This is a genomic window from Acidimicrobiia bacterium (assembly GCA_035471805.1).
GTDB lineage: Bacteria > Actinomycetota > Acidimicrobiia > Spongiisociales > JAHEDJ01 > JAHEDJ01.
Genome location: DATIPS010000002.1, coordinates 34,632 through 60,883 on the forward strand (window position 1 = coordinate 34,632; position 26,252 = coordinate 60,883).

The 26,252-nt window shown below is 65.0% G+C and carries 24 protein-coding genes; 9 read left to right on the forward strand and 15 right to left on the reverse strand.

Translation table 11 applies throughout. The annotated features are described in order from the left end of the window. Positions 1-3: 3 nt before the first annotated feature. The 5 genes from VLT15_00400 to VLT15_00420 all read left to right on the forward strand — a co-directional run bounded on the left by VLT15_00400 (position 4) and on the right by VLT15_00420 (position 5,911). Positions 4-1,713 carry an ABC transporter substrate-binding protein gene (locus VLT15_00400; protein ID HSR43673.1) on the forward strand — a complete coding sequence of 570 codons (1,710 nt, stop codon included), beginning with the start codon at positions 4-6 and terminating at the stop codon, positions 1,711-1,713. A gap of 107 nt (positions 1,714-1,820) precedes the next feature. Beyond that, on the forward strand, positions 1,821-2,900 hold the full coding sequence (locus VLT15_00405) for an ABC transporter permease (protein HSR43674.1): 1,080 nt from the start codon (positions 1,821-1,823) through the stop codon (positions 2,898-2,900). Continuing rightward, a complete protein-coding gene (locus VLT15_00410) occupies positions 2,897-3,859 on the forward strand; it encodes an ABC transporter permease (protein ID HSR43675.1) in 963 nt (320 codons plus the stop codon). The genes VLT15_00405 and VLT15_00410 overlap by 4 nt, the downstream gene beginning before the upstream one ends. Next, positions 3,856-4,908, forward strand: a complete 1,053-nt coding sequence (locus VLT15_00415) for an ABC transporter ATP-binding protein (protein HSR43676.1) — start codon at positions 3,856-3,858, stop codon at positions 4,906-4,908. The genes VLT15_00410 and VLT15_00415 overlap by 4 nt, the downstream gene beginning before the upstream one ends. Beyond that, a complete protein-coding gene (locus tag VLT15_00420) occupies positions 4,901-5,911 on the forward strand; it encodes an oligopeptide/dipeptide ABC transporter ATP-binding protein (GenBank protein HSR43677.1) in 1,011 nt (336 codons plus the stop codon). The genes VLT15_00415 and VLT15_00420 overlap by 8 nt, the downstream gene beginning before the upstream one ends. 62 nt (positions 5,912-5,973) lie before the next feature. Here the strand turns inward: VLT15_00420 and VLT15_00425 are convergent, their stop codons facing one another. The 5 genes from VLT15_00425 to VLT15_00445 all read right to left on the reverse strand — a co-directional run bounded on the left by VLT15_00425 (position 5,974) and on the right by VLT15_00445 (position 9,955). After that, positions 5,974-6,504, reverse strand: coding sequence for a DUF5698 domain-containing protein (locus tag VLT15_00425; GenBank protein ID HSR43678.1), 531 nt, complete (start codon positions 6,502-6,504; stop codon positions 5,974-5,976). A 63-nt stretch (positions 6,505-6,567) separates the two neighbouring features. Beyond that, the gene (locus VLT15_00430; GenBank protein HSR43679.1) at positions 6,568-7,263 is read right to left on the reverse strand and encodes a prolipoprotein diacylglyceryl transferase family protein; all 696 of its coding nucleotides are present in this window, start codon (positions 7,261-7,263) and stop codon (positions 6,568-6,570) included. A 45-nt stretch (positions 7,264-7,308) separates the two neighbouring features. After that, positions 7,309-7,779: a TlpA disulfide reductase family protein gene (locus tag VLT15_00435; GenBank protein HSR43680.1), complete on the reverse strand. Its 471-nt coding sequence runs from the start codon at positions 7,777-7,779 to the stop codon at positions 7,309-7,311. Beyond that, positions 7,776-9,266 (reverse strand): HAMP domain-containing sensor histidine kinase, encoded by a 1,491-nt coding sequence (locus VLT15_00440; GenBank protein ID HSR43681.1) that lies wholly within the window; start codon positions 9,264-9,266, stop codon positions 7,776-7,778. Before VLT15_00440 ends, VLT15_00435 begins: the two co-directional genes overlap by 4 nt. Beyond that, on the reverse strand, positions 9,263-9,955 hold the full coding sequence (locus tag VLT15_00445; protein HSR43682.1) for a response regulator transcription factor: 693 nt from the start codon (positions 9,953-9,955) through the stop codon (positions 9,263-9,265). Before VLT15_00445 ends, VLT15_00440 begins: the two co-directional genes overlap by 4 nt. Before the next feature lie 102 nt (positions 9,956-10,057). Here VLT15_00445 and glgC point away from each other — a divergent pair, with 102 nt between their 5' ends. From glgC to VLT15_00460, 3 genes are all read left to right on the forward strand, one after another. Then, positions 10,058-11,290: a glucose-1-phosphate adenylyltransferase gene (glgC, locus tag VLT15_00450; protein HSR43683.1), complete on the forward strand. Its 1,233-nt coding sequence runs from the start codon at positions 10,058-10,060 to the stop codon at positions 11,288-11,290. A 75-nt stretch (positions 11,291-11,365) separates the two neighbouring features. Next, the gene (locus VLT15_00455; GenBank protein ID HSR43684.1) at positions 11,366-13,207 is read left to right on the forward strand and encodes an ABC transporter ATP-binding protein; all 1,842 of its coding nucleotides are present in this window, start codon (positions 11,366-11,368) and stop codon (positions 13,205-13,207) included. After that, complete coding sequence (locus VLT15_00460) at positions 13,204-15,009, forward strand: ABC transporter ATP-binding protein (protein ID HSR43685.1); 1,806 nt, start codon at positions 13,204-13,206, stop codon at positions 15,007-15,009. The genes VLT15_00455 and VLT15_00460 overlap by 4 nt, the downstream gene beginning before the upstream one ends. A gap of 124 nt (positions 15,010-15,133) precedes the next feature. Here the strand turns inward: VLT15_00460 and VLT15_00465 are convergent, their stop codons facing one another. The 10 genes from VLT15_00465 to VLT15_00510 all read right to left on the reverse strand — a co-directional run bounded on the left by VLT15_00465 (position 15,134) and on the right by VLT15_00510 (position 24,627). After that, on the reverse strand, positions 15,134-17,185 hold the full coding sequence (locus VLT15_00465) for a molybdopterin-dependent oxidoreductase (protein HSR43686.1): 2,052 nt from the start codon (positions 17,183-17,185) through the stop codon (positions 15,134-15,136). A gap of 205 nt (positions 17,186-17,390) precedes the next feature. Further along, positions 17,391-18,080 carry a bifunctional phosphoribosyl-AMP cyclohydrolase/phosphoribosyl-ATP diphosphatase HisIE gene (hisIE, locus tag VLT15_00470; GenBank protein ID HSR43687.1) on the reverse strand — a complete coding sequence of 230 codons (690 nt, stop codon included), beginning with the start codon at positions 18,078-18,080 and terminating at the stop codon, positions 17,391-17,393. Between the two features lie 88 nt (positions 18,081-18,168). Further along, positions 18,169-18,933: an imidazole glycerol phosphate synthase subunit HisF gene (gene hisF, locus VLT15_00475; protein ID HSR43688.1), complete on the reverse strand. Its 765-nt coding sequence runs from the start codon at positions 18,931-18,933 to the stop codon at positions 18,169-18,171. Continuing rightward, positions 18,923-19,540, reverse strand: coding sequence for an imidazole glycerol phosphate synthase subunit HisH (hisH, locus tag VLT15_00480; protein ID HSR43689.1), 618 nt, complete (start codon positions 19,538-19,540; stop codon positions 18,923-18,925). The genes hisF and hisH overlap by 11 nt, the downstream gene beginning before the upstream one ends. Then, a complete protein-coding gene (gene hisB, locus VLT15_00485; protein ID HSR43690.1) occupies positions 19,537-20,121 on the reverse strand; it encodes an imidazoleglycerol-phosphate dehydratase HisB in 585 nt (194 codons plus the stop codon). The genes hisH and hisB overlap by 4 nt, the downstream gene beginning before the upstream one ends. Further along, positions 20,118-21,173: a histidinol-phosphate transaminase gene (locus VLT15_00490; GenBank protein ID HSR43691.1), complete on the reverse strand. Its 1,056-nt coding sequence runs from the start codon at positions 21,171-21,173 to the stop codon at positions 20,118-20,120. The genes hisB and VLT15_00490 overlap by 4 nt, the downstream gene beginning before the upstream one ends. Continuing rightward, entirely contained in the window at positions 21,170-22,480 is a 1,311-nt protein-coding gene (gene hisD, locus VLT15_00495) for a histidinol dehydrogenase (GenBank protein ID HSR43692.1), read from the reverse strand. Before hisD ends, VLT15_00490 begins: the two co-directional genes overlap by 4 nt. Next, positions 22,477-23,337, reverse strand: coding sequence for an ATP phosphoribosyltransferase (gene hisG / locus VLT15_00500; GenBank protein ID HSR43693.1), 861 nt, complete (start codon positions 23,335-23,337; stop codon positions 22,477-22,479). The genes hisD and hisG overlap by 4 nt, the downstream gene beginning before the upstream one ends. Beyond that, a complete protein-coding gene (locus tag VLT15_00505) occupies positions 23,334-23,639 on the reverse strand; it encodes a YerC/YecD family TrpR-related protein (protein HSR43694.1) in 306 nt (101 codons plus the stop codon). The genes hisG and VLT15_00505 overlap by 4 nt, the downstream gene beginning before the upstream one ends. Positions 23,640-24,018: 379 nt before the next feature. Then, on the reverse strand, positions 24,019-24,627 hold the full coding sequence (locus VLT15_00510; protein ID HSR43695.1) for a TetR/AcrR family transcriptional regulator: 609 nt from the start codon (positions 24,625-24,627) through the stop codon (positions 24,019-24,021). 480 nt (positions 24,628-25,107) lie between these two features. On the opposite strand from VLT15_00510, the gene VLT15_00515 reads away from it, so the two are divergent. After that, positions 25,108-25,821: a 1-(5-phosphoribosyl)-5-[(5-phosphoribosylamino)methylideneamino] imidazole-4-carboxamide isomerase gene (locus VLT15_00515; GenBank protein HSR43696.1), complete on the forward strand. Its 714-nt coding sequence runs from the start codon at positions 25,108-25,110 to the stop codon at positions 25,819-25,821. Positions 25,822-26,252: the final 431 nt, after the last annotated feature.

Genomic DNA, 26,252 nt, shown 5'->3' on the forward strand with positions numbered 1-26,252 from the left:
TCAATGAGAATTGTTGTCCTCTTCCTGGTGTTTGCGATGATCGCGGCAGCCTGCGGCGACAGCACATCGGACACCACGGAAGCAGACACTCAAGATACGACTGCTCCGACAACTGCTACCACCGCGGCGCCGACCACCACGACCGAACCGGCCGAACCGGACCCCGAGTTCGAGGGGTACGTACTCGATGCAGGCGGTTGTGACTACGGCGGCCGTGTGGAGAAGATCACGGCGATCGACGAGTTCACGGTCGAGTTCGACCTTTGTGGGCCTCACCCGGCGTTCCTTGCACAGATAGCGTTCGACGTTTTCGGCATTCAGCCGGAAGAGCATCTCGAGGAAACCGGCGGCGCGCCGCTGGACAACCCCGTCGGAACCGGTCCGTACATGCTCGAACAGTGGGTACGCGGTGACTCCGTCGTATTCACCCGCTTCGACGACTACTACGGTGAGAAGCCCGCCCACACGACGGCAGTGCTTCGCTGGGCAACAGAGAGTGCCGGGCGTCTGCTCGAACTCCAGTCGGGCAACGTGGACGGTATTACGTTCCCGGGCACGGAGGACCTGGAGACGATCGAAGCCGATCCGAATCTCACGTTGATCCAGAAGCTCGAGCCGAACATCTTCTACGTCGGATTCACGAACATCTTCCCGCCGTTCGACAACGTCGATGTGCGCAAGGCGATAGCTCTCGGGATCGACCGTCAGCGGCTCGTCGACACGTTCTACGCACCCGGATCTGTAACGGCATCCCATTTCACCCCGTGCTCGGTGGAGAATGGTTGTGAAGGGGAAGACTGGTACGACTTCGATCCCGAAGCGGCGAAAGCCCTTTTGGCTGATGCCGGCTTCCCGAACGGGTTCTCGACGTCGATCTACTACCGCGATGTCACCCGCGGCTATCTGCCGACACCGGGCGACGTTGCCGCCGACATTCAGGCACAGCTCAAGGACAACTTGAACATCGATGCTGAGATCGTCCAGATGGAGTCCGCCGAGTTCATTCAGGCCTGTTCGACGGCCGGTACCTGTGATGGTCTCCACCTGCTCGGATGGACGGGCGACTATCCGCACGTCACGAACTTCCTGGACTATCACTTCGCCGAGAGCAATGCGCAGTTCGGAACTCCGCACCCGGAGATCTACGAACCGCTGCTCGAAGCGTCGGAGACACCGGACCCGGTCGCGGCAGCTCCTTTGTATGAGGCAGCCAACAACGCCATCAAGGCTCTGGTGCCGATGGTGCCGATTGCCCATGCGGGTGCCTACTTCGCGGCGAGCGCGTCGGTCGACGGTGCGTATGCTCCGCCGTGGGGCCAGGTGAAGTTCAAGTTCTGGGACAACGGCAATGACACGTTGGTGTTCATGCAGGGCAATGAGCCCATCTCGTTGTACTGCTCCGACGAGTCAGACGGTGAATCGCTGCGTGCCTGTTCGCAGGTCGTGGAGGCGCTGTATTCCTACGATCAGGAAGGCAATGCGCAGCCGCAGCTGGCTACCGAATGTGTGCCGAACGATGATCTGAGCGTGTGGACCTGTTCGCTGCGCAGCGGCGTGACGTTCCACGACGGGTCGACGTTCGATGCCAACGATGTCGTCGCCTCGTTCACTGCAGGTCTCGACGCAGCAAGCCCGCTCCACGTCGGTAACACCGGCGTGTTCGAGTACTACTGCTACCTGTGGAACAAGTGCATCAACGAACCCGAGAGCTAGACCGTATAGCTCCGTAATGACACGAAAGGGGAGGCGCTCCGGCGCCTCCCCTTTTTTCCGGGTCAGAACCCCGGCGACTGATTGCGAACCTCTAACATCCCTCCACAGTGCTCAGATTCATAACCCGACGTCTACTGCTCGCCATCCCGGTTCTGATCGGGATCGTCGTTGTCGTCTTCTTCCTCATCAGAGCTATCCCCGGTGACCCATGTACGTCGATGCTGGGCGAGCGAGCAACGGTCGAGGCGTGTGAGAGGTTCAATGAGGCCAAGGGCCTGAACGAGCCGATCTGGGTGCAACTCGGCATCTATATGAAGGACATCGTCTTGTTCGACCTGGGTGACTCGGTGCGCTTCTCCAGGCCCGTGAATCAACTCTTGATCGAGCGGCTTCCCTTGACGACGGAGCTGGCGGTCAGCGCGCTCGCTCTGGCAGTGGCGGTCGGGGTTCCGCTCGGCGTCGTGGCGGCCCGCAGACACAACACTGTGGTCGACACGGGAACGATGGCCCTCGCCAACGTCGGAGTCTCGATGCCCGTGTTCTGGCTGGGCTTGATGCTTGCCTACGTGTTCGCTCTGCTGCTGCGAGACACGGCGTTCGCGCTTCCGCCATCGGGACGCCTGGCCGCCGGTGTGTTCTCGGTCCCGTACTACGAGGTATGGGGGTGGCAACTGGAGGAAGGTTCAGGATGGGCCACCTTCCACGAGTACATCTCCAATCACTACATCTTCAACAACCTCATTACCGGCAACTGGGAAGTGTTCCGTGATGCGGTCAAGCACATGATCCTCCCGGCCGTCGCGCTGGCAACGATTCCGCTGTCGATCATCGCCCGCATCACGCGCAGTTCGCTTCTCGAAGTGATGGGCAAGGACTACATTCGCACGGCTCGTGCAAAGGGCGTGAAGGAGCGGACCGTTGTCCGCGGTCATGCGTTCCGCAATGCGATGCTGCCGGTAGTGACGATCATCGGCCTGCAATTGGGAGCTCTGCTGGGTGGGGCGGTCCTCACCGAGACGGTGTTCAACCTCGGTGGTGTCGGCCGGGCGCTCTTCGATGCGATCACCGGCCGCGATTACGCGATCGTGCAGGGCTTCACCGTGGTCGTGGCAGCCGGTTACGTGATCGTGAACCTGCTGGTGGACCTTTCGTATGCGTATCTCGACCCAAGGATCAGGCTCGAATGACGATGCTCAGCCGCCGTGAGGCCCTCGACAAACTGCTTGCAGAGATGAGCGATGTCGATCGCCTCTTCGAGAAGCCCCTGAGTCAGTGGCGGTTGGCCCTGCGCCGATTCCGGGGCCGCAAGTCGGGGATGATCGGACTCGGCATAGTCAGCACGTTGATCCTGATCGCCGTCCTCGCTCCGTTGATCGCTCCGTACGGTCCGACCGACATCTTGATCGGCAAGGAAGACGTGGGGCGATACGACTCGCCGTGTGTGCACCTGCTCGGATGTGACGAAGAGATCCCCCAGCACATACTGGGAATCGACGGAAACGTCAGGGACGAGTTCTCGCGCATCATCTTCGGCTCGCGGGTCAGCCTGACGCTCGGGTTCTTCACCGTGACGCTGGCGCTGGTGGTCGGCGCGGCCATCGGAGCACTGGCCGGTTTTCGGGGCGGGTGGTTCGACAACATCGTCATGCGTTTCATGGACGTGATACTCGGCTTTCCGTCGCTGTTGCTGGCGATTGCGATCGTGGCGGTTCTCGGACCGGGACTCCGAAACGCTCTGATAGCAATCGCGATAGTCACCATGCCGGGCTATGCCAGGGTGATGCGCGCCCAGGTGCTGGCCATCAAGGAGAGCGACTTCGTCTCTGCATCCCGGGCACTGGGTGCGTCCTCGATGCAGACACTCATCCGGCGGGTCATTCCCAACGCACTGACCCCGCTGGTCGTGCTCGCCACCCTCGGTGTGGCCACTGCCATCCTCGAAGCAGCCGGCCTGTCGTTTCTCGGTTTGGGAGCACAGCCTCCCATGGCCGAATGGGGCTCGATGCTCGCTTCGGAACGCAACCAGGTCTTCACTGCGCCCCATCTCGTCTTCTTTCCCGGTCTGGCGATCATGATCACCGTGCTCGGTTTCAATCTCATGGGTGACGGTCTGCGCGACGCCCTCGACCCGACTTTGAACCGATGACTGCTGCACCGACCCCAGACAAGGTGAGCGTCGATGTCCGTCGTGCGGGTGAGGTCGGTGAGCGACTGCTCGAGATCCGCGGGCTGAAGACCCACTTCGATACGCGCGACGGTGTCGTAAAGGCGGTCGACGCAGTCGACCTGCACGTGGATCGAGGCGAAGTGCTGGGCATCGTGGGCGAGTCGGGTTGCGGCAAGTCGGTGACCTCGCTGTCGGTGATGGGTCTGATTGCCCATCCCGGGTCGATCGTCGCCGGGGACGTCATCTTCAACGGCAAGAACGTGACCGATATGAAGAAATCCGAAGTTCGGAGCTTGCGCGGCGAACACATTTCGATGATCTTCCAGCAGCCTGCCAGCGCGCTGAATCCCGTCTACCGCGCCGGGGCGCAGATCAAGGAGGTCTTCGAACTCCACCGCGATTGGTCGAAGGACATCGAGGATCAGAAGGTTATCGAGATGCTCGCCAAGGTCGGCATACCCGATCCAGAGACGCGGGCGAGGGCCTATCCACACGAGCTATCCGGTGGAATGGCCCAGCGCGTGATGATCGCAATGGCGCTTGCCTGCGAGCCGGAGCTGCTGATTGCCGATGAGCCGACCACCGCGCTGGATGTCACCATCCAGGCACAGATTCTCGACCTGATCCGCGATCTACAGAAGTCTTCGAACACGGCCGTCCTGCTGATCACCCACGACCTTGGTGTCGTCGCCGAGATGGCCCATCGGGTGGCAGTCATGTATGCAGGCGAAATCGTCGAGGAGTCCGACGTACGGACCATCTTCAAGAACCCGATGCACCCCTACACCCAGGGGCTGGTCGGATCGATCCCTGTGCTCGGAAAACTGAAGAATGTGCTCGACACGATTCCGGGTGTGGTGCCCTCGCTGATCGATCTTCCGCTCGGCTGCCGGTTCGCCTCCCGGTGCGTCGATCGTGTGCAGAACGACCTGGAGATCTGCATGTCCAGGAAACCCGAACTCCTCGATGTCGCCCCCGGGCACAAGGTGCGATGCTGGCTCTACCAGGATGGTTCCTCCGATGGCTGAGAATCTCGTAGAGATACGCAACCTCGTCAAGCAGTTCCCGGTGAAGGGTGGACTGTTTCAGCGTCAGATAGCCACGGTCAATGCAGTAGCCGACGTCGATCTCGACATTCGCAAAGGTGAGACGGTCGGTCTGGTGGGGGAGTCGGGGTGCGGCAAGACGACGCTCGGGCGGATGCTCGTCCGCCTTCTCGAGCCGACCAGCGGCACGATCAGCTTCGACGGCGAAGACATCACGCATGTGCACGGTCAGGAGCTCAAACGATTCCGTCGTCGTATGCAGTTCATCTTCCAGGATCCCTATGGGTCTTTGGATCCGCGTACGCAGGTCGGCGACTCGATCGCCGAAGGGTTGCGTTTGCACGGGGTCGGCGACAAGGACGAACGCCACCAGCGGGTGACGGACATGCTCGAGCTGGTCGGTCTGCAGGGTGCGCACGCCGGCCGCTATCCCCATGAGTTCTCCGGCGGTCAGCGCCAGCGGATCGGGATCGCCCGGGCTCTGGTGCTGAAGCCGGACCTGGTTGTGGCCGACGAGCCGGTGTCCGCCCTGGATGTCTCGGTGCAGGCCCAGGTGTTGAACCTGTTGAAGGAGCTTCAGTCGGAGCTGAACCTGACGCTGCTGTTCGTTGCACACAACCTGGCGGTGGTCGAGCACATCTCCGACAAGGTGGCGGTGATGTATCTGGGTCGGATCGTGGAGATGACGGATCGAGACACGCTCTACCGGCAGCCGCTGCACCCATACACCGAGGCGTTGTTGTCGGCGATCCCGATTCCTGATCCGGACCGTCCGAAGAACCGGCAGATCCTCAGCGGGGAAATCCCGTCACCGTTGAATCCGCCCGTGGGTTGTCATTTCCATCCTCGTTGCCCGATCGCCGTCAAAGGCGTCTGCAACGTCGAGGTGCCGCAGTTGCGCGGCTCAGAGGGCAATGTGGAGCACTTCGCGTCGTGCCACCTCCGCACCGGCGATCACCAGAGCCTGAACCCCCAACGCACCTGAAGATCCCCGTTTTCGCGCGACATTCCGACCCTATCGGTACCGAATGTCGCGCGAAAACGGGGTTATTTGCGGATGAGACGCCGCTGTTCCTTGATGAGTTCCAGGTTGGGTGTCGAAATCTGCTCGTAGGTGACGTAGGCGGCCGGGTTGACGGACTTGATGATCCGCATGACCTCCTGAGCCCGCTTCCTCGGGATGACGGTGAAGGTTATTCGAACTGCACCGTCCATCCCCTCCGCGTTGACGACCGTTGCTCCAAAGCCGGCCTCCCGGAGAGCGTGAGCCGCCGGCGGGCTCTCGACGGGAGCAACGATCTGGAGGAGGCTGTCACCGAGGGCCAGCCAGCGTTCGACGGTCCCACCGAGCATCGTTCCGGCCGCGAACCCTCCGGCAAAAGCGACGATCTTCAGCGGTGAGTCGAGGTTGCTGAGGACCTGGCCCGCGGCCAGAACCCACACCAGCGACTCGAAGAATCCGAGCGTGCCGGCGAGGAGCCGCCGCCCGCGGACCAGCATGACGATGCGCAGCGTGCCGAGAGTCTGGTCGGTCACGCGCATCAAGAAGATCAAGAGTGCGGAGAGGAAGAGAGCCATAGGTCGCAGAGTGTAGGTGTGCTGAGGGCTTCTCCGTTCCTCCGGCGGGCGGCCCCTCTTGCGCTAGCCCTCGTTGCGGCCGTCCGGGGCCCGCCGGAACAACGCCATCCCGGCCAGCGTGATCCCCAGCACGATCGCCGAGGTGTACCACCAGACGGGTCCGGAACCGAGTGACGGGCGCATCGGCTCGGTGATCAGCCGGATCAGTCCTGCCGCGGCCAGGGCCAGCCCGGCCGGCAACCCGCCACGGCCAATCCGGCGGATCACGAGGAGCAACCCGCCGGCGGCCAGCAGGACCAGCAGTGCTGCGTAGAGCTCCGTCGGATGCCGGGTGAGATCCGATCCGGGCTGGGCAACCGCCCACGGCAGGTCGCTGCGGGTGCCGAGGCAGGTACCCCTGAAAACGCATCCGCCGTGCCAACCTGCAAGGCCGGCGAGTATCGCAGGCGACATCAGATCGAGTGTGGCGGGGAGCGAGCGGCGGGTTGCCCAGGCGAGGAACCCCAAAGCGCCGAGCGACGCGAAGCCCGTGTCGACTCCTCCCCTGATCAGGATGATGTCCGCCGGGTGAGTCACAGGGTTGGTGCCGGTCAGGAGCATCGCGGCGATGCGTCCGGCCACCAACCCGAACACCGTTGCCCCCAGAACGGTGTCGAATGACCGTTCGTCCGGACCGAGGCCGAGGCGCCGTTCGAACCAGAGCATCAGCCAGATTGCGCCTACCGCCAGAAGGGCCGCCCAGAGCAGAGTGAACTCCATCAAGCGCTCCTGGAGGATGGTTCTAGTACCTGCAACGTCGGACTCTCATCGGTTCAGGATCTCGTCTATCTGGAGCGACAGGGTGCGCTCGTCGATCACACCATTGTGCCGGTGGATCAGTTCGCCGCTGGCGGTGAAGAAGTAGGTGATCGGCACTCCGACTCCCCCCAGGGCGGAACGCACGGCACCGGAACGATCGAAGTAGTTGTCGAACTCCAGTCCGTATTCGGCGATGAACGCCCGCGCCGCATTCTGAGTGTCCTCGATGTCGATCCCGATGAAAGTCACCTCGTCGCCGAAGGCCTCGTGAGCGGCAGACAGCAACGGGGCCTCAGACCTGCACGGGATGCACCATGAGGCCCATACATTGAGCACGAGGGGATCGCCGGAGCTCAGCAGATCACTGAGGATGGCGTCGTCGATCGCAGGCAACTCCGGCACGTCTGCCGGTGCGGCAGTTCCGCAGGCGGCCAGCACCAGAGCGAGACCGAGGCCCGCCAGCATTCGGCGAATCACGGGTTCGCCCGAGGAACCCGAACGGTGAAGGTCGAACCCCGGCCGGGTCCGGCCGAATCCACCGACAGTTCACCGCCATGCGATCGGATGATGGTCCTGGAGATAGTCAGGCCGATTCCCGAACCGGTGAAGGCGACTCCCCGGCCTTCGACCCGGTGGAATCGTTCGAATATCTGCTCGAGCTCATTAGCGGGTATCCCTTCGCCTGTGTCGTGAACCGAAACCGCACACGTAGAGGCGTCGGCGGTGGCATTCAACCAGACTCTGCCCCCTGCCGGAGTGTGAATCAGCGCATTGCCGACCAGGTTGGTGAAGGCCTGTGCAAGGCGGTCGGGGTCTCCGCGCACCGGCAGGTCCGGCATCGGTCCGAGAGATAGCACGACGTCCTGGTCGTGGAACTGCGGCCGCAGCCTCTCCGCGGCGCGGCAGGCTACCCGACCCAGATCGACGGTGTGCAGGTCGAGGATCAGCGCGCCCTCTTCTGCACGGGACAGCAGCGCCAGATCTGCGGTGAGCCTCTTCAGCCGGGTGGCTTCGTCTGCAACCTCCGTGAAGACCTCCGGTGTGGGTTCGAATACCCCGTCGATCAAACCCTCCATGTAACCCTGGATGGTCGTCAACGGCGTCCGCAGTTCATGGGCGAGATCCGACATCAGCCTGCTTCTCTGCTGTTCGGTCCGTTCGAGCGTCTCACCCAGTGCGTTGACGTCGGCTGCCAGTTCGGCGAGTTCGATCTCATTCGGGATCGGGACGCGCTCCCCGTAGCGACCTTCGGCCAGCCGTCGTGTCGCCAGCTGCACGTTTCGCAAGGGCTTCAGGACCCTTCGCGAAGTGACTGCGGCGAGGATGGTCGCCAGTACGAAGCTGACAACAAACGCCACCCAGAGACCTGCATCGAGGGCCTTGTCCAGTGCGGCTTCGAGGTCAACCACGACGGTGGTGGTATCACTGCTGCCTGCCGGACCCCGGGGGCCCTGCTGGGCTGCCTCGATGGGGTTCGTCAAAGCCGCTCCCGATCCGGGAGTCCGAGCGCTCCCGACGGATCCGCCTGTCGTGCCGGACTCGCCCGTTCCACCCGTGGTGCCCGGTCCGCTGGTGGTGCCCGGTCCACCCGTGGTGCCCGGTCCACCCGTGGTGCCCGGTCCGCCGGTGGTGCCCGGTCCGCTGGTGGTGCCCGGTCCGCCGGGAGCCGACCCGGGAGTGGTCGTCGACGCGGAGTCGCCGTCGCCCGGTGTCGATGAGCCGACCGTCGATGAAGGTGGCATGGTTGGTGTATCGGGATCATCTACCGATCCGGGCTGCTCGGCAACGGAGTTGGGGACGGTTTCTCGACTCAATCCGTGTTGCTGCCCGATCCTCTCCACCTCAGCCTCGAACTCGGAAGGAACGAGCACCTGGAGGGCAACTGCCATCACGGCCAAGGTCACCACCGTCACCGCGAGATAGGACAGAAGCAGCCGGACCTCGAGACGGCGCAGGAGCTTCATGGCTCGAGGAGGAACTTGTAGCCCACACCGCGCGCCGTCCCGACGATGGCAGGTTGAGAAGCATCATCGGCGAGCGCCCTACGCAGATTCCGGATGTGAACGTCCACCACCCGTTCATCGCCGAAGAAATCCCAGCCCCAGACTCGTTCGAGGAGCTGCCGCCGGCTGAAGACACGCCCGGGTTCAGAAGCCAGGGCGGCCAGGAGATCGAACTCCAGAGCCGTGAGATCGACGATCCTGCCGCCCTTCGTGACCTCGCGGCGGTCCTGGTCGATACGCAGGTCGCCGAAGTCCATCCGGGTCGCGTCGGGCTTGCCACCGCCCCGATCGCGGCGCAGAACCGCCTTCACCCTGGCGAGCAGCTCGCGGGGGCTGAACGGCTTGGTCAGGTAATCATCAGCGCCGACGGAGAGTCCGATCAGCTTGTCGACTTCTTCGGCCCTTGCGGTGAGCATCACCACGTACACATCGGAGAAGGTCCGGATCTCGCGGAGCGCCTCGATGCCGTCGAGGCCCGGAAGCATGATGTCGAGGACGACGAGATCGGGTTGATGAACACGCACACTCTCGATTGCTTCCCGGCCGGTGGCGGCTTCGAGGACGGAGAAGCCATCCTTCTCGAGATAAGCGCGTACCAGTTGCCGGATCTTTCGCTCGTCATCAACGACCAGAATCGTTCGATCACTCACATGTTCATCCTACGCAGCCGTCCCGCGCTCTTTGCTCGGGCACGGTGAATGGGAGGCGTGGGGTTCCGGCGAAGGAGGCTTCGACTCGGCTAGGTTCAGGCCATGGCACGCAGGCCGCATACAATCGCGATGGTTCTGGCAGGGGGAGAGGGCAACCGCCTGTTCCCGCTCACCAGATCGAGGGCCAAACCGGCCGTCCCGTTCGGCGGCCACTACCGGTTGGTCGACTTCGTGCTCTCGAATCTGGTCAACGCCAACTACCGGCGCATTGCGGTGCTCACCCAGTACAAGAGCCACAGTCTCGACGTGCATCTCTCGCAGACATGGAGATTGTCGCCCATTCTCGGCAGCTACGTCACGCCGGTACCGGCGCAGATGCGGCGCGGCCCGCACTGGTACGAGGGCAGTGCCGACGCGATCGCCCAGAACCTGAACATTCTCAGCGATGAGAACCCCGACTACGTGATTGTGTTTGGTGCCGATCACATCTATCGCATGGATCCGGCGCAGATGGTTCGGCAGCACATCGACTCCGGGACAGGGGTCACGGTGGCTGCCATCCCTATTCCGATCGAAGGAGCCTCCCAGTTCGGGATCATCGACGCAGCTCCCGACGGCACTATCAGACACTTCCTCGAGAAACCGGCCGATCCCCCTTCCATGCCGGGCAGGCCCGACATGGCCTACGCCTCGATGGGCAACTACGTGTTCGACGCAGCCGTTCTCCGTGAGATCGTCCTGGCCGACGCCGAGGACGAGGATTCGCGACACGACATCGGCGGCAATCTGATGCCGATGATGACCGAGATGGGTCGGGCCCGTGTCTACGACTTCCACGACAACGAGGTACCGGGCCAGGAAGAGCCGGAACGCGGCTACTGGCGCGACGTCGGAACACTCGATGCGTATTACGAGGCCTCCATGGACCTGATTGCCACTTCTCCGATATTCAATCTCTACAACGAGGAATGGCCGATCTTCACCTGGCATTTCCCGTGGCCGCCCGCCAAGTTCGTGCACGATGAAGACCAGCGGCGCGGCACGGCGATCAACTCGATCGTGTCCAACGGGGCGATCATTTCCGGGGGTTCGGTCCGCGGGTCGATCATCTCACCCGAGGTGAGGGTCAACTCCTACGCCTCGGTCGAAGACTCGGTCTTGATGGACGGGACGGTCATAGGGCGCGGCGCAGTCGTCCGGCGGGCGATCATCGACAAAGATGTGACCGTTCCAGACGGTTTCCAAATCGGCGTGGACCTGGAGGCGGACCGGGAACGTTTCACGGTCTCCGAGAACGGAATCGTGGTCGTGGGCAAGAACCATCTGATCGAGTAGATCACCCGGGCCGCTGGCCTGCTGGCGCCACGGCCAATTGCCAATTGCCCTCTTGCATGTCGTAGCCTTGCTCCGATGTCTTCACCACCGGTCACCGACCCGCCTTCGCTCGACGTTGCCCTGCTGGGCCGCGGTCGCGATCTGATCGCCAGGCAGCTTCGAAGGGCTCCGAAGCAGTTCGCTCTGGGTGGTGCCGGGACCGTCCTCTTCGCGGTGATGACGATCGTTTCGTCCTATGTGATCGGCTGGATCACCGACGACATCCTGCTGCCCGCCATCGACGCCGGAGAGGTCGGGGCCGCCACGCTGGCCGGCGGTGCGGCGGCGGTGATCGGGGTCGCGCTGGCCAGGGCCCTCGGGATAACTCTGCGCCGCTACGGAGCGTACGCCGCGCAGTACCGGTTGCAGGCGCGCGACCGCACCGAGGTGACCGACCGCTACCTCCAGCTTCCGATCGAATGGCATCGCCGCCACCCGACCGGGCAGTTGCTCGCCAACGTCAACGAGGACGTCGAAGCGGCCTCCTTCATAGCTGCGCCGTTGCCGATGGCGTTCGGGGTCATAGTGATGCTCGTGATCACCGCAACCCTGCTCGTGCTGACCGACCCGTTTCTGGCGATCGTCGGCTTCGCGGTCGGACCGGCCATCCTGATCGTCAACTTCTTCTATCAGAGGCGAATGAGGGCGGTCGCTGCCAGAGCCCAGCGGCTCCGGGCCGAAGTAGCCGAGATTGCTCACGAGTCGTTCGACGCCGCTCTGGTGGTCAAGACGCTCGGTCGGGAGGATCAGGAGGTCGGCAGGTTCGGCGAACGGTCCGATGCTCTACGTGATCGGATGGTCGAGGTCGGTTCGTTGCGGGCGATATTCGATCCGCTCATGGAGGCGCTGCCGAGCATCGGCATTCTGGCGGTGCTGGCGGTGGGGGCGTGGCGGGTCGAGCAAGGAGCCGTAACGGCCGGGACGATGGTGACCTTCGCCTACCTCTTCCGTCTGGTCGCCCTTCCGATGCGCGTGTTCGGGTGGCTGCTCGGGGAAATGCCGCGCTCGGTCGTGGGCATGGACCGGATAGACGGAGTGCTCCAGGAACAGGGCACCGTGGTGTACGGAGTGCAGGAGAGCGGTCGCGGCGGCGGTGCGGCGGCGAGTGTCGATTCCGTCGGGTTTCAGTACCCCGAGACCCGCACCGACGATCTCTCCGGGTTCGGTGATACGGGTGCTTCCACGTACACGGACGACCGGCGCGGTGTGGAATCGGTGACGCTCAGCGTTGCGCCGGGTCGAACGGTGGCACTGGTCGGCCCAACGGGATCCGGCAAATCGACTCTTGCCCATCTGATGGTGCGGCTGTTCGATCCGGACCGTGGAGAGATCTGTCTCGACGGTCACGGTCTCGCCGACCTTCAGCGAACGGAACTCTCGGATGCGGTCAGTCTGGTCTTCCAGGAAGTGTTCCTGTTCGACGACACCGTCTACAACAACATCTCGCTCGGCGGCGACTACAGCTACGAACAGGTGCTGGCCGCCGCCGAGCTCGCCCACGCCGATGGGTTCATCTCCGACCTGCCCGAAGGGTTCGACACTCTGGTCGGCGAGCGGGGCGCCTCGCTTTCGGGCGGGCAGCGTCAACGGATCGCCCTGGCCAGGGCGCTGATCCGGCACCCGCGCCTGCTGGTGCTGGACGACGCCACATCCGCCGTCGACCCCTCAATCGAACAGGACATACTCTCCGGTCTGGCGGAACTCGACACGACGGTGGTGATCGTCGCCTACCGGCGTTCCTCGATAGTCCTCGCCGACGAGGTCATCTACATCGAGGACGGCAGGGTCATCGGTCGCGGACCTCATGACGAGCTGTACCGGAGTCTGGCGCCCTACCGGGGACTCATCGACGCCTACGAACAAGAGGAATCCCGATGACCATCGCCGCCCAGCAAGCCGAACGGCGCGGTGCGACGGCAACGATACGGCGAGGGCTGAGCCTGTCGCCGGAGTTGCGTCGCGGGCTGCCGGGGACGCTGCTGCTCGCCCTGATCGCGACGGCCGGGCGGGTCATCGTCCCGGTGGCGGTACAGCAGATCATCGATGGCGGCTTCGCCGCCGGCGGCGTCGACATGGGGTTCGTAGCGCAGATGACCGGATGGGCGTTCCTGGCGGTCGTCGTTACGGCAGGTTCCACCGGGGGCATGCACCTGCGTCTGGCCCGCGTTTCGGAGACGGCGTTGTCGCGTCTGCGGGTGCGGGCATTCCGTCATATCCACGATCTGTCGATGCTTCATCAGGCGTCCGAGCAGCGTGGTGTTCTGGTGGCCCGCGTCACCTCCGACGTCGATCAGATCAGCAGGTTCATGCAGTGGGGCGGACTGATGTTGATCATCAACGGCGGCCAGGCGCTCCTGTCCCTGGTCGTCATGTTCGTCTACTCGCCGCGGCTGGCTCTGGTCGTGGTGCTGCTGGTGCCGTTGATCGTGTTGACGATCAAGTGGTTCCAATCGCGTTTGGAAGTTGCCTATCTGACCGTGCGGGAACGGGTGGGCCGGATGCTGGCCGTTCTGGCCGAGGTGGTGGTGGGCGCTCCGGTGATCCGTGCATACGGAATCGAAGATCGAATCCGGAACCGTCTCGGCGACGCCATCGAGAACCACCGCAGGTCGGGAGTACGGGCCGGGGCGCTGTCGTCGTCCTTCTCCGGGGCGGGTGAGTTGCTCTCGGCGGTGATCGTTGCCGCCGTGCTGGTGGTGGGCACGATCCTGGCGGTCGGTGGCTCGATCTCGGTGGGAACGGTCGTGGCGTTCCTGTTCCTGGTGCAGTTGTTCGTGCAACCGGTGCAGATGCTCGGTGAGGCGGTGAACGAGGCGCAGACGGCGGTCGCAGGCTGGCGGCGAGTGCTCGACGTGCTGGACATAGCGCCCGATGTCGCCGACCCGGGCTCGGGCGGAGTGGACCTGCCACACGAACCGCTCGGTGTCGCGTTCGACGGAGTTTCGTTCCGCTATCCGCGCCCCGGCGAGGTGGCCCGGGAGGCCAGCGGAACGGCGGCGTTGCTGGAGGTGTCGCTGGAGATCGAACCCCGCAGCCGGGTGGCAGTGGTCGGTGAGACCGGATCCGGTAAGACGACTTTCGCCAAGCTCCTGACCCGGTTGATGGACCCCACCTCGGGAAGGGTGCTGATGGGTGGGGCCGACCTCCGGACCGTCCGGTTCGAGTCGCTGCGCGACCGGGTAGTCATGGTCCCGCAGGAGGGCATGTTGTTCAGCGGCACGATCGCCGACAACGTACGGATGGGCCGGCCGGAAGCGTCGGACGACGAGTTGACCTCAGCGTTCGACCGGCTCGGGTTGCGCGACTGGCTGGGGGAGCTGACCGCCGGGCTGGCGACCCAGGTGGGGGAGCGTGGCAATGCTCTCTCGGTGGGGGAGCGGCAGCTGGTCACGTTGGTGCGGGCGGCCATCGCCGACCCTGATCTGCTGGTGCTCGACGAGGCAACGTCGGCGGTCGATCCGGCGACCGAAGTGCGTATCAGCCGGGCCTTGACCGGCCTGACCACCGGGCGCACGGTTGTGACGATCGCCCACCGCATGTCGACCGCCGAGTCCGCCGACCGTGTCATCGTGTTCGATCGGGGCCGGATCGTCCAGGACGGTTCCCACTCGCAACTGGTCGCGGAAGGCGGTATCTACGGCCGCCTCTACGAGAGCTGGCAGCGCGGAACGAGCGTCTAGCGGTTCCGCTCTGATTCTCAGCAATACTGTTGTTCCCCACGCGCACCAGCATTGCCGAGAAAACCTCTCTCCGATTCTCAGCAATACTGATGTTCCCCACGCGCACCAGCATTGCTGAGAAAAGTCAGATCGTGGCCTTCGCTACCTCTACCAACGTGTCCGAGTAGGCGACTCCGCCGCCCCAGTCGGTCGGCGTGTCGCTGGTCAGCGAGTTGGCGGTGGCGGGCTGACCGTGGTCGGCTCCTTGCCATCCGAACGGGACGGCCACGACTCCGGGCCGCAGGCGGTCGCTTATCCGGGCGGTCAGCGTGAGCCGGGCCCGGTCGTTCCACACGTGCGCCTCGTCGCCGTCCGACAACCCCCGCCGGGCGGCATCGACGGGATCCATCTCAACGAACGGGCCGCCCTCACGTGGACCGTGTTTGGGCAGGTGGCTGTAGGAGCTGTTCAGGAATCTCGTGTGGTGCTTGGGTGTGAGCAGGGCCAGCGGATAGCGGTCGGCGAGCTCGGAGGCCCCGCCCGGGCTCTCCCCCGGGGTGCGGTAGGTCGGGAGCGGGTCGAGGCCTTGTCGCTCCAGGTCTGCTGAGAAGAGCTCGGCCTTGCCGCTGGCGGTCTTGAACCCCCCCTCCGCATAGGGGAGGAGTTTCTCGGGCGCGTCGACCCGCACGAATCCGTCCTGTTGCAGCCGGTCCAGGTCGATGCCCGTTATCGCCGACTCGATCAGGCTGCGGTCGGATTCGGTGAACCCGTCTCCCTCGAACCCCATGGCGGCCGCCAGGCGCCGCCACAGCTCCGTGTTGGGCACTGCTTCACCGAGCGGGGCGATCGCAGGTTCGTTCCAGCCCATGTAGAGGTGTCCCCAGGCGGTGACGACGTCGAGTTGCTCGAGCTGAGTCGTCGCCGGGAAGATCACATCGGCATAGCGGGCCGTGTCGGTCATGAACTGTTCGCTCACCACGGTGAAGAGATCGTCACGTTCGAGGCCCTGCCGGATCAGCGCGGCGTTGGGGACCGTCACGGCCGGGTTCCCGTTCCAGACGAACAGGGCCTGCACCGGCGGGTCCATCGACGGATCGGTGAGGGCGCGGCCGAGGTGGTTCATGTTGATTTCCCGGCGGGCCCGCCCGGTGTCGGCGCCGTCGAAGACGCGGTCGTCGACATTGGCCTCCGACCACGAATGGGTGCTCTTCGACAGGCCGCCGCCGAGATGGCGCCAGGAGCCGGTCAGCACCGGGAGGCAGGCGAGGGCCCGGAAGAACATCGCGCCGTTCTCGTGGTGCTCTGCACCGATGAGGGTGCGGATGTGAGCTGTTCTGGTCTTCCCGTAGGAGCGGGCGAGGTCCTCGATCACGCCTGCGTCGATGCCGCATTCGACCGCGGCCCGCCCGGGCGTCCACTCAGACACGTGGTCCCGGAGCGCCTCGAACCCCGTTGAGTGTCTCTCGATGTAGTCGTGGTCGAGTAGATCATCTCGGATCAGGACGTGCATCATGGCGAGCATCAGCGCGACGTCCGTTCCGGGCCGCGGCTGGATGTGGCGGTCGGATGCTGCGGCCGTGGCGGTCCGGAGCGGGTCGATGGTGACGACCTCGGCGCCCTTCTGCCGTGCTTCTTCGATGAACGGCCAGAGGTGGCGGTTGGTGAGCTTGGTGTTCGTTCCCCACAAGAGGACCAACCCGGAATGGCGAACGTCGAGAGGGTCGGCGGCGTGGGATGTCCCGTAGGTGGCGGAAGTTCCGGCGCTGGCGGTTCCGCCGCACAGCGAACCGCTCTGCCGGGAAGAGCCGAGCCGGGCGAAGAATCGACGGTCGAGGGAGCTCATCTGGATCAGGCCCTGGGTGCCGGCGTCCCACCAAGGGAGGATCGCTTCCCCGCCCCAGCGGTCGACGACGGTCTGCAACCGTCCGGCGACGATGCTCAACGCCTCGGCCCAGGACGCCCTCCGGTATCGACCGTCACCCTTGGAGCCGGTCCTGACCAGCGGATACAGGAGACGGTCCGGGCTGTAGACCCGGTCGATGAAGTGGTTGACCTTCGGGCACAGCTCGCCCTTCGAGTAAGGATGATCGGGATTGCCGCGCAGCTGCACGGCCACACCGTCCTCGACCGTTGCGATCCACCCGCAGGTGTCCGGGCAGTCGTGATGGCAGGTTCCGAGGACGGTCCTTGTGGTCATGGCAGGATTGTAAGGCTTCGGTGCTACTGAGAGCGTTCCTCGCATACGTGGAGCGCCGGCAAGCCGGATCTATCGGCTGATAGTCCTCTTTCGGATGACTCTCAGAGATCGTCGTGGGGGTTTGTGCCCCCTCCGCCTTCGCCTGCCGGCGAAGCCACCTCCCCCGTCTGGCGACGGGAGAGGAACGCGGTTGGGTCTGCAGGTCCTACCTCGCCCGTTCCTCTAACACTTCCGTCACCTCTCGCAGCGAGATCCCGCGCTCGGCCAGGAGGACCAGAAGGTGATAGAGCAGATCGCCTGCCTCTTCGGCGACTCGCCGATCGTCCGCCGCTCCGTTGGTGTGATCCTTGGCGGCCATCAGCACCTCGCCGGCTTCCTCGAGCACCTTGCGTCCGACGAGATCGATCCCACCATCGATCAACGTCACGGTGTAGGAACCTTCCGGGCGCTCGGCCCTGCGCTTCAGGATGGTTTGCCAGAGCGGTGAGAGATCAAAGCGAGGTTCGCCCCCTCCGCCCTCGCCTGACGGCGAGGCCACCTCCCCCGTCCGGTGCCGGGGGAGGAATGCTTCTTCTTCCCCTCCCGCCGAAGGCCGGGGGAGGGGTGCCACCTGGCGGCCGTCGAAACAGCTCACCGTGCCGGTGTGACAGGTGGGCCCGTCCGGCATCGCCCGGATCAACAGTGCATCGCCGTCGCAGTCTTCAGCCATGTCGACGAATCGAAGGGTGTTGCCGCTGGTCTCGCCCTTCTTCCACAGTTCCTGCCGCGCGCGGCTCCAGAAGTGAACGAAGCCGGTCTCCCTGGTGAGATCGATGGCCTCCTGGTTCAGGTACCCGAGCATCAGCACCCGCCCGGTGTCCGCATCCTGCACGATGCCTGCAATCAGGTCGGTCATCGCGCCCCCTTTCTCCCCCCGCCGTCAGGCGGGGGGAGTGGGTCCGAGCGCAGCGAGGAGTCGAGGGGGGCAGCTTTGCCAGATGGTCTCACGACGCGACCCTCCTCACCGGCACGCCGGCTTCTTCGAGTCCTGCCTTCACCGCGTCTATCCCGATTTCTCTCCGGTGGAAGATCGAGGCGGCCAGCACGGCATCGGCCCGTCCGTCGGTGATTGCGGCGACGCAGTGTGCGATGGACCCGGCACCGCCGGAAGCAATGATCGGAACGTCGACGGCTTCGCCTGCGGCACGCAGCAACTCGAGGTCGAAGCCGTCTTTCGTCCCGTCACGGTCCATAGAGGTGAGCAGTATCTCGCCGGCTCCGAGGCGGACACCCTCCCGCACCCAGTCGATCGCATCGAGTCCCGTCGGGGTTCGCCCTCCGTGGGTGTAGACCTCCCAGGAATCGCCCGTCCGCTTGGCGTCGACGGCCAGCACGACACATTGGCGGCCGAACTGGGCCGCACATTCGGCGATCAGCGCAGGACGTTCCACAGCTGCGGTATTGACCGAGACCTTGTCGGCACCGGCTCTCAGCACGGCCCGCATGTCGTCGACCGAACGGACGCCGCCGCCGACGGTGAGAGGGACGAACACCTCCGAGGCGGTCCGGTGGACCACGTCGAGAAAGATGGCCCGGTCGTCCGACGAGGCGGTGATGTCGAGGTAGACGATCTCATCGGCGCCCTCGGCGGCATAGCGGGCGGCCAGCTCCACCGGGTCGCCTTCATCGACGAGATCGACGAAGTTCACGCCCTTCACCACCCGTCCGTTGTCGACGTCGAGGCAGGGGATGATCCGGCTACGCAGCATCGGCGGCCTCGCGGCATCCGTTCACGAAGTTGGCGAGCACTCTCATGCCGTCGGGCCCGCTGCGTTCAGGGTGGAACTGCACTCCGACCCGCAGTCCGTCCCTGGCTGCGGCCACGAATGGTTTTCCGTAGGACGCCATGGCCACGGCGACCGCCTCGTCGGCCGGGTAGACGGCATACGAGTGAACGAAGTAGAAGGGGGTGCCGGCGCGGATTCCGGCGAAGAGGGGATCGGGGCGCACGAAGTCCAGGTCGTTCCAGCCGATGTGGGGGAGTTTGGGGGTGTCGAGCAACTGTTCCACCCGGCCGCCCATGAGACCGAGGCAGGCGGTGCCGTCCTCGTCGCTGGATTCGAAGAACAACTGCAGACCCACGCAGATGCCGAGGAGCGGTCGATCCAGTTCCCGGAGGGGAGAGACGAAGCCGGTTTCCTCGAGCCTTCGCATGGCGGCACCCGTCGAGCCGACACCGGGCAGTACCACACCGTCGGCGCCGGCCAGGTCTGCCGGTGTTTCGGCCACGACGACTTCTGCCCCGGTCCGTTGCAGTCCCTGGGCGATGGAGACGAGGTTGCCTGCCCCGTGGTCGATGACGGCGATGCGCGTCACAAGGTTCCCTTGGTCGACGGAATGCCCGTCCTGCGGGGGTCGACGGCCACGGCGGAACGCAGGGCTCTGGCCAGCGCCTTGAAGGCGGCTTCGGCGATGTGGTGGTCGTTGGCGCCGCGGGCACTGAGGTGCAGGGTCAGCCCGGCGGTGCGGGTGAACGCTTCGAGGGCGTGGGCGATGTTCTGTGTGGTCAGGTTGCCGATCCGTTCGGTCGTGAACGGCAGGTTGATGACCGCATAGGGACGGCCGCTCACGTCGAGCACGGCTTCGGCAACGGCTTCGTCCATCGGCACCCGGGCGTCGGCGAAACGGGATATGCCCGAACGATCGCCGAGCGCCAAGGCCAGCGCCTCTCCGAGAACCAGGGCCGTGTCTTCGACCGTGTGATGGTCGTCTATGTGGAGGTCGCCCTCCGTCTTGACGGTCAGGTCGATGAGCGAGTGGTGGGAGAGCGACGTGAGCAGGTGGTCGAAGAACCCGACTCCGGTTGAGATTTCACCTTCGCCGGATCCGTCGAGATCGAGCGCCACCGATACTCTGGTTTCTCGGGTCGAGCGTTCGACGGCAGCGGTGCGGGTCATGGCAGCCTCCTGGACAGTGTGGTGATCAGACGATCGTTCTCGGCGGGGGAGCGGACGGTGAACCTCAAGTAGAGGTTGAGAGTGTGGGTTTCCGGGAAGGAACGTACGACGATTCCGTCTTCCCACATCAGGTTTTCGGCCAGGTCGCGGGCTCCGGGTCCGACCCGGGCGAGGACGAAGTTGGTGACCGTCGGAGACATCTCGAACCCGAGCCCCGCCAGCCGGGCGGCGAGCGAGTCTCTCTGGGCGGTGACCGCCTCGACGTTGGCGGTGGCCCAGTCCGGTTCTGCGAGGGCCCGCTCGGCGAGGGCGGCCGACAGGGTTGAGATGCTGCCCGGCGGGCGCCGCTTGTGGAGTTCCGCGGCCAGGGCGGGTGACGACAGCGAGTATCCGACCCGGGCGCCGGCCAGAGCAAAGGCCTTGGACATGGTTCCGAGGACGACCAGGTTGGGGTACTCGTCGAGCCAGGTGGACCAGCGGTCTCCGGTGAACTCGGCGTACGCTCCGTCGAGGACCACTACCGCGCCGGTCGATTCGATGATCGCGCGGATCTCATCGTCCGGATCGCGGTGACCCGTCGGGTTGTTGGGCACGCACAGCCAGACGAGGTTCGCCGTCCGGGCAGCCGACTTGATGGTTTCGACGTCCAGGCCGAAGTCGGAAGTCCGTCTGGGCACCTCAACGAGTGTGGCGTCGCGCTGGCCGGTGGCGACTGCATAGAGCGTGTAGGTGGGCGGGGCGCTCACCGCGGTTCCCCCGGCGGGGAGGAAGGCGCCGGCGGTGAGCAGGATCAACTCGTCTGCTCCGGCGCCGGGAACCACCTGATCCGGGTCGGTTCCGGTGTAGGCGGCGATCGCTTCTCGCAGCGGCCGGTAGTCGGCTCCCGGGTATTCGTTGAGGCCGCTCGCGGCTGCTGCGGCGGCTTCTCCTGCCCAGTCGAAGGTGGCCGGCGATGTGTTGTGGTCGAAGCGGATGACGTCGCCCGGGTCGATCCCGGCGCGGGCGGCTATCTGGCGGGTGGTCGGCTGCCACTGATAGACGGGAGCGGTCACGACTCCTCCCCGGCTTCGAAGCGGAGGTCGGCGGCGAGCTTGTGGGCGGTGAGCCCCTCGGCTTCGGCGAGGCAGGTGATGGTCGGTCGCAACCGGCCGAGTCCTGCGCGGGTGAGGGTCTGCACCTGCCGCCACGAACCGAAATCCTCGATCCCCAGCGGCCCGTAGGCTCTGGCGAGTCCGCCGGTGGGGAGGACGTGGTTGGCGCCGGTGGCGTAGTCGCCGGCCGATTCGGGCGACCACCGGCCCACGTAGACCGATCCGGCCCCGCGGATCCGTTTGGCATCAGACCGGGGGTCGGCCGTGAGGATCGTGGCGTGCTCGGGGGCGTAATCGTCTACGAAGCTGATTGCCTCCTCGTGCGACGGTGCGAGCACCATCAGACCGTGGTCGGCCAGGGCGACTTCGAGGATGTCGGAACGGGACAACCGGGTCAGCAGTGCTTCCAGTTCCACCTCGACCCGGTCGAACAGGGTGTCGTCGGCGGTGACCAGCACCGCCGGCGAGTCGGGACCGTGCTCGGCCTGTGAGAGCAGGTCGACCGCCACCAGGCGGGGGTCGGAGGTCTCGTCGGCCAGGACGCACACTTCGCTGGGGCCGGCGGGCAGGTCGATGCCGCACTCGCCGAACACATACAGCTTGGCGGCGGTGACCCAGGCGTTGCCGGGTCCGACGATTTTGTCCACCGGACGGATCGTCTCCGTGCCGTAGGCGAGGGCGGCGATGCCCTGTGCTCCGCCCACGATGTACATCTCGTCGACTTCCAGCAGCGCGGCGGCGGCCAGCAGGGTGTCGGACACTTCGCCGTCGGGGCCGGCCGGGCTGACCACGACGACTTCCTCGACCCCGGCGAGGCGGGCAGGTGCGACCGTCATGATCAGGGTCGATGGGTAGGCCGCCTTGCCGCCGGGCACGTAGGCTCCGACCCTCCGCAGCGGAGACCAGCGGCGGGCGATCTCCACTCCGGGGACGGTTTCGATGATCCGATCCTCCGGCATGTGGGAACGCTGGTAGGTGGAGACGTTGGCGATGGCCGCCTCGAGCGCCAGGCGCTCCTCGGGCGGAATGGCGGTGAGTGCTGCGTCCATCTCGGCGCGGGTGACCTGCATCCGGCCCGGCCGTCCGCCGCCGAAACGTTCGGAAGTGGCCGCCAGCGCTGCATCGCCACCCCTTCGTACCTCCTCGCATATGACCGCCGCTCCCGCCCGCACGTTCGGGTCGACCACCGCCGAGCGTCTGACGATCCGTTGTCTGGCGGCCGGGGAGAGGTCGCCGAGGACGATTCGCGGCATGATCGGGTTGCTCATGCGATCAACTGCTGGATGCGGAGGACGAGGATGTCGCGTCCGCCCAGGGCTTTGAGGTCGGGGAGGACGTTCCACACGTCGTCGGCGTCCACCACCGAATGGACGGCCACCCAGCCTTCTTCGGCGAGGGGGACGACGGTGGGGGACTCCATGCCGGGGATGATCTCTGCCATCTTGTCGACGGCGCCTGCCGGCGCGTTGAGGAGCAGGTAGCGCTTGCCGCGGCCGGCCACGACCGCCGAGAGGGCGGTGACCACTTGCTCGACCTCGGCTGAACGCGCGCGGACAGCAGCGGGATTGGCGGCCAGCACGGCCTGGGATTCGAGGATGGTCCCGACCGGTTGAAGACCGTTCACCATCAGTGTGCTGCCGGTGGAGACGAGATCGACCACCGCATCCGCGACGTCGAGTTTGGGAGCCACCTCGACGGAACCTTTGAGCGGAACGATCGTGACGTCGACGCCGCGGCCGGCGAAGAAGTCGGCCGTGACCCGGGGGTGCGATGTCGCCACCCGGAATCCGGCGAAGTCCTCTGCCTTGTCGGCTTCGACGTTGCGGGGGACGGCGGCGACCAGGCGGCAGCGGCCGTAGCCCAGTTCGGCCAGCACGGGCAGTCCGTTGCCGTGCTCGGCCAGCAGATCCTGACCGGTGATCCCGAGTTCGGCGACACCGTCGGCGATCATCTCGGGAATGTCGTCTGCCCGGACGAAGAGCAGTTCGAGGTCGACGTTGTGGACGACGACCGACAGGGCTCGTTCCGTCTTCTCGAAGACGAGGCCGGCGTCGCGCAGCAGAGTGGCGGTCGGCTCTTCCAGCCGTCCTTTGTTGGGGACGGCCAGGCGGAGGGTCCGGGTCATTTGGAATCCGCTCCGGCCAGGCGGTCGAGTACCAGGCGATAGCCGCTCATCCCGTGCTGGCGCCACTGGTTGACCCTGGTGATGGTGGCCGTCGACACGCCGATCTCGTCGGAGATTTGACGGTAGGGGACGCCTTCTTCGAGTTTGCGGACGATCGCCCAGCGCTGGCCCAGTTCGGTTAGTTCGTTGAAGGTGAGGAGGTCGCGGAAGAAGCGGGCCACCTCATCGGTGTCCTCGAGGGTGAGCACTGCTTCGAACAATGCCTCGGTATCGGGGTTGCGCCATTCGTCACGGGGGTCCATCAGACATCCTGTCGGTAATGTGTTGTAGTACATTAGCGTTTTAGCACGCTAATACAAAACCAAGAATACCAGACCAGATCGAAGAGCAGATGAGAGGCAGGACCCGGCCCCACGCATTCTCCCCTCGCCGGAGGCGGGGGGAGTGGGCCCGCCACAGGGTGGCCGGGGCGAGGGGGGCTAGCTGTGTTCGAGCGGAAGGTCCGGGTCCCGCGTATTCGCCCCTCGCCGGAGGCGGGGGGAGTGGGCCGGCCACTGGGTGGCCGGGTCGAGGGGGGCAGGTCTGGCGCTGGGGGTCCGGCCTGAGTTGGAAGGTCCCGGGCGAGCGGGGAGCACAGTCGTCGGATCACCCGTCTCGGTTGGGTGTGGGATGTGAAGGGCGCTACGTAGGGTCGCCGAGCCTGCGCTTCAGCGACAGGCGCTTCCAGGATCTCACTTCAGCGATGATTCCTTCGACGCTGCGTTCGATATCGGTGCGAGAGGTCTGGGCCCGCAGTTCGACGAACAGTCCGAACAGCTGGGTGGTGAGAAAGTCGGCTCGCCGGCCGGGCGATCCGGAGTCGATTTCGCCCCTCGTCTCGGCGGTGGCCAGTGCGTCGGAAAACGCGTCTTTGATCATGATTCGGTAGAGGTCGGCGTCGTCGGCGAAGGACGGGTCCGGTGGCACCAGTTCCGTCATCGTATTGACCATCAGGCACCCGGCCGGCTTGTCGGGCTGATCCGCCGAAACCTGTTGGAAGAATGCCTCGAGTGCGTCGAGTCCGCCTTCGGAGAGGGGGGCGAGTCGTGTACCGAAATACTCCAGATAGTGGTTGAGGGCCGTGCTGAAGAGTTCCCGCTTCGACCCGTACTCGGAGTAGAGCGAGGAGCGGGAGAGGCCGGTCGCCTCGGCGAGGTCCTCGATTGACGTTGCCCCGTACCCCTGGGTCCAGAAGACATTCATCGCTATTCCTGCGATTCTGTCCGGTTCATACTGTTTGGTGCGCGGCATGGTCATTCTTCCGGTGCGAACTGAAATGGACTGAGTGTTCCAGAATAGGGGGCGGGGGCCGAACAGTCAATGGGTGTGGGCAACAATCGAGAACTGGAACGGATGGTCTGATTTCGAGGGCAGGCTATGAGATCGAGTGGTCCAATAAGAATCGTCCATGTTGAGATCCTTTCCGGTGCCCGTCTTGTGGCGCTGCTTGCGCGGATGCTCTCAGACGTCGGGGACGGAGTCTGTCGACTCGGACGATCGGCAGTAGTTGATCTTTGCCTCTGCCGGGAGTGGCCGATCCCGGTCGTGTGTCGAGTTGTCCACACCTTGTGGGCATCAGCGGGTGGCCGCGATGAGTGGTGTGAGTTCGGCCGGCGCCGGGACTGATGCGGGCCGTGAGCGGACCGGATTCCGGAACTGGGAACTCGAAAACTCGGTCTCGAGAGGCTACGGTGCAGGGCCTGCGGGGCATGCGAAGTCAGGCGGTTGTAGGTGCAGGTGATTCCGGCGGTCGATGTGTTGGACGGGTCTGTCGTTCGTCTGCGGCAGGGCCGTTTCGACGACGTCACGACCTACGCGTCGGACCCCGTGGCGGTCGCCAGATCGTGGGCCGATGAGGGGGCCGATCTGGTCCACATCGTCGATCTGAACGGAGCCCGCAATGGTGATCCCGATAGGGAACTCTGGATGCGTCTCTCCGCGGCAGGGGTGAGGTTCCAGATCGGCGGAGGGATCCGCACCGTCGCCGTCGCCGCCGACGCTCTGGACGGGGGCGCCGAGCGAGTGGTGCTCGGAACCGCCGCCGTGTGGGATCCGGACATCCCGGGCGCGTTGGTGGAGAAATACGGATCCGGCCGGGTCGTGGCAGCCCTCGACGTTCGTGACGGCCGGGCAACTGGATCCGGGTGGGAGGAGCGGGGCAGACCCGTTGCAGAGGTATGCCGGGTCCTTGTCGATCTCGGCGTCGAGTGGATCCTCGCCACCGGAATCGAGCGAGACGGGATGATGACCGGGCCCGACACCGATTTGCTCGCCCGAATCAGGGAACTGGCTCCTTCCCTCCAGCTCATTGCGTCGGGCGGTGTGTCGGATTTGGCGGATCTCCTCGGGTTGCGCGACTGCGGCTACGAGGCGGTGGTGATCGGCCGGGCACTCTATGAAGGCCGCTTCACCCTCGGGGATGCGATTCTGGCGGGCGCCGGGTAGCCGCGCCTCTTCTCTGGGCCCATTCGCGGCACCGGAAGTGACTGGTCACAATTGACCTTTTTCGAATAGTCACCCCGCTCCTTCCCTCAGCGCTTCATCTGCCTGAGCATGTTGGTAGCTTCTGAGGGGAAGAGTCATCGATAGGGGAACGAAAAGGCCTGCAACCGCGTGCGCTGCGCGGCGTTCGGGCGTTGTATGCCTTCCCCGTCACACCCGGGTGTGACGGGCATGCCTCCTACCTGGTGACAGGGGCCAACAGAGAGGGAGGCATTATGGCGAAATACAAACCGCGGCACGCCGCGCCGCGAAACCGCAGAACGTTGCTTGTAGTTGGTTTGGTCTCAGCGTTGGCCTTGTTTGGGATCGGCACCGCGATGGCCAGCCCGACCGGAGTGCTGCAATCCCAGCTCTTTGAGTTGGATCGGAACGCG

Excerpts from the sequence above, each read along its gene's own strand:
- VLT15_00400 (HSR43673.1), top strand. The coding sequence starts at position 4 with ATGAGAATTGTTGTCCTCTTCCTGGTGTTTGCGATGATCGCGGCAGCC.
- VLT15_00410 (HSR43675.1), top strand. The coding sequence starts at position 2,897 with ATGACGATGCTCAGCCGCCGTGAGGCCCTCGACAAACTGCTTGCAGAG.
- VLT15_00415 (HSR43676.1), top strand. The coding sequence starts at position 3,856 with ATGACTGCTGCACCGACCCCAGACAAGGTGAGCGTCGATGTCCGTCGT.
- VLT15_00420 (HSR43677.1), top strand. The coding sequence starts at position 4,901 with ATGGCTGAGAATCTCGTAGAGATACGCAACCTCGTCAAGCAGTTCCCG.
- VLT15_00425 (HSR43678.1), bottom strand. The coding sequence starts at position 6,504 with ATGGCTCTCTTCCTCTCCGCACTCTTGATCTTCTTGATGCGCGTGACC.
- VLT15_00430 (HSR43679.1), bottom strand. The coding sequence starts at position 7,263 with ATGGAGTTCACTCTGCTCTGGGCGGCCCTTCTGGCGGTAGGCGCAATC.
- VLT15_00440 (HSR43681.1), bottom strand. The coding sequence starts at position 9,266 with ATGAAGCTCCTGCGCCGTCTCGAGGTCCGGCTGCTTCTGTCCTATCTC.
- glgC (HSR43683.1), top strand. The coding sequence starts at position 10,058 with ATGGCACGCAGGCCGCATACAATCGCGATGGTTCTGGCAGGGGGAGAG.
- VLT15_00455 (HSR43684.1), top strand. The coding sequence starts at position 11,366 with ATGTCTTCACCACCGGTCACCGACCCGCCTTCGCTCGACGTTGCCCTG.
- VLT15_00460 (HSR43685.1), top strand. The coding sequence starts at position 13,204 with ATGACCATCGCCGCCCAGCAAGCCGAACGGCGCGGTGCGACGGCAACG.
- VLT15_00465 (HSR43686.1), bottom strand. The coding sequence starts at position 17,185 with ATGACCACAAGGACCGTCCTCGGAACCTGCCATCACGACTGCCCGGAC.
- hisIE (HSR43687.1), bottom strand. The coding sequence starts at position 18,080 with ATGACCGACCTGATTGCAGGCATCGTGCAGGATGCGGACACCGGGCGG.
- hisF (HSR43688.1), bottom strand. The coding sequence starts at position 18,933 with ATGCTGCGTAGCCGGATCATCCCCTGCCTCGACGTCGACAACGGACGG.
- hisB (HSR43690.1), bottom strand. The coding sequence starts at position 20,121 with ATGACCCGCACCGCTGCCGTCGAACGCTCGACCCGAGAAACCAGAGTA.
- hisD (HSR43692.1), bottom strand. The coding sequence starts at position 22,480 with ATGAGCAACCCGATCATGCCGCGAATCGTCCTCGGCGACCTCTCCCCG.
- hisG (HSR43693.1), bottom strand. The coding sequence starts at position 23,337 with ATGACCCGGACCCTCCGCCTGGCCGTCCCCAACAAAGGACGGCTGGAA.
- VLT15_00505 (HSR43694.1), bottom strand. The coding sequence starts at position 23,639 with ATGGACCCCCGTGACGAATGGCGCAACCCCGATACCGAGGCATTGTTC.
- VLT15_00510 (HSR43695.1), bottom strand. The coding sequence starts at position 24,627 with ATGCCGCGCACCAAACAGTATGAACCGGACAGAATCGCAGGAATAGCG.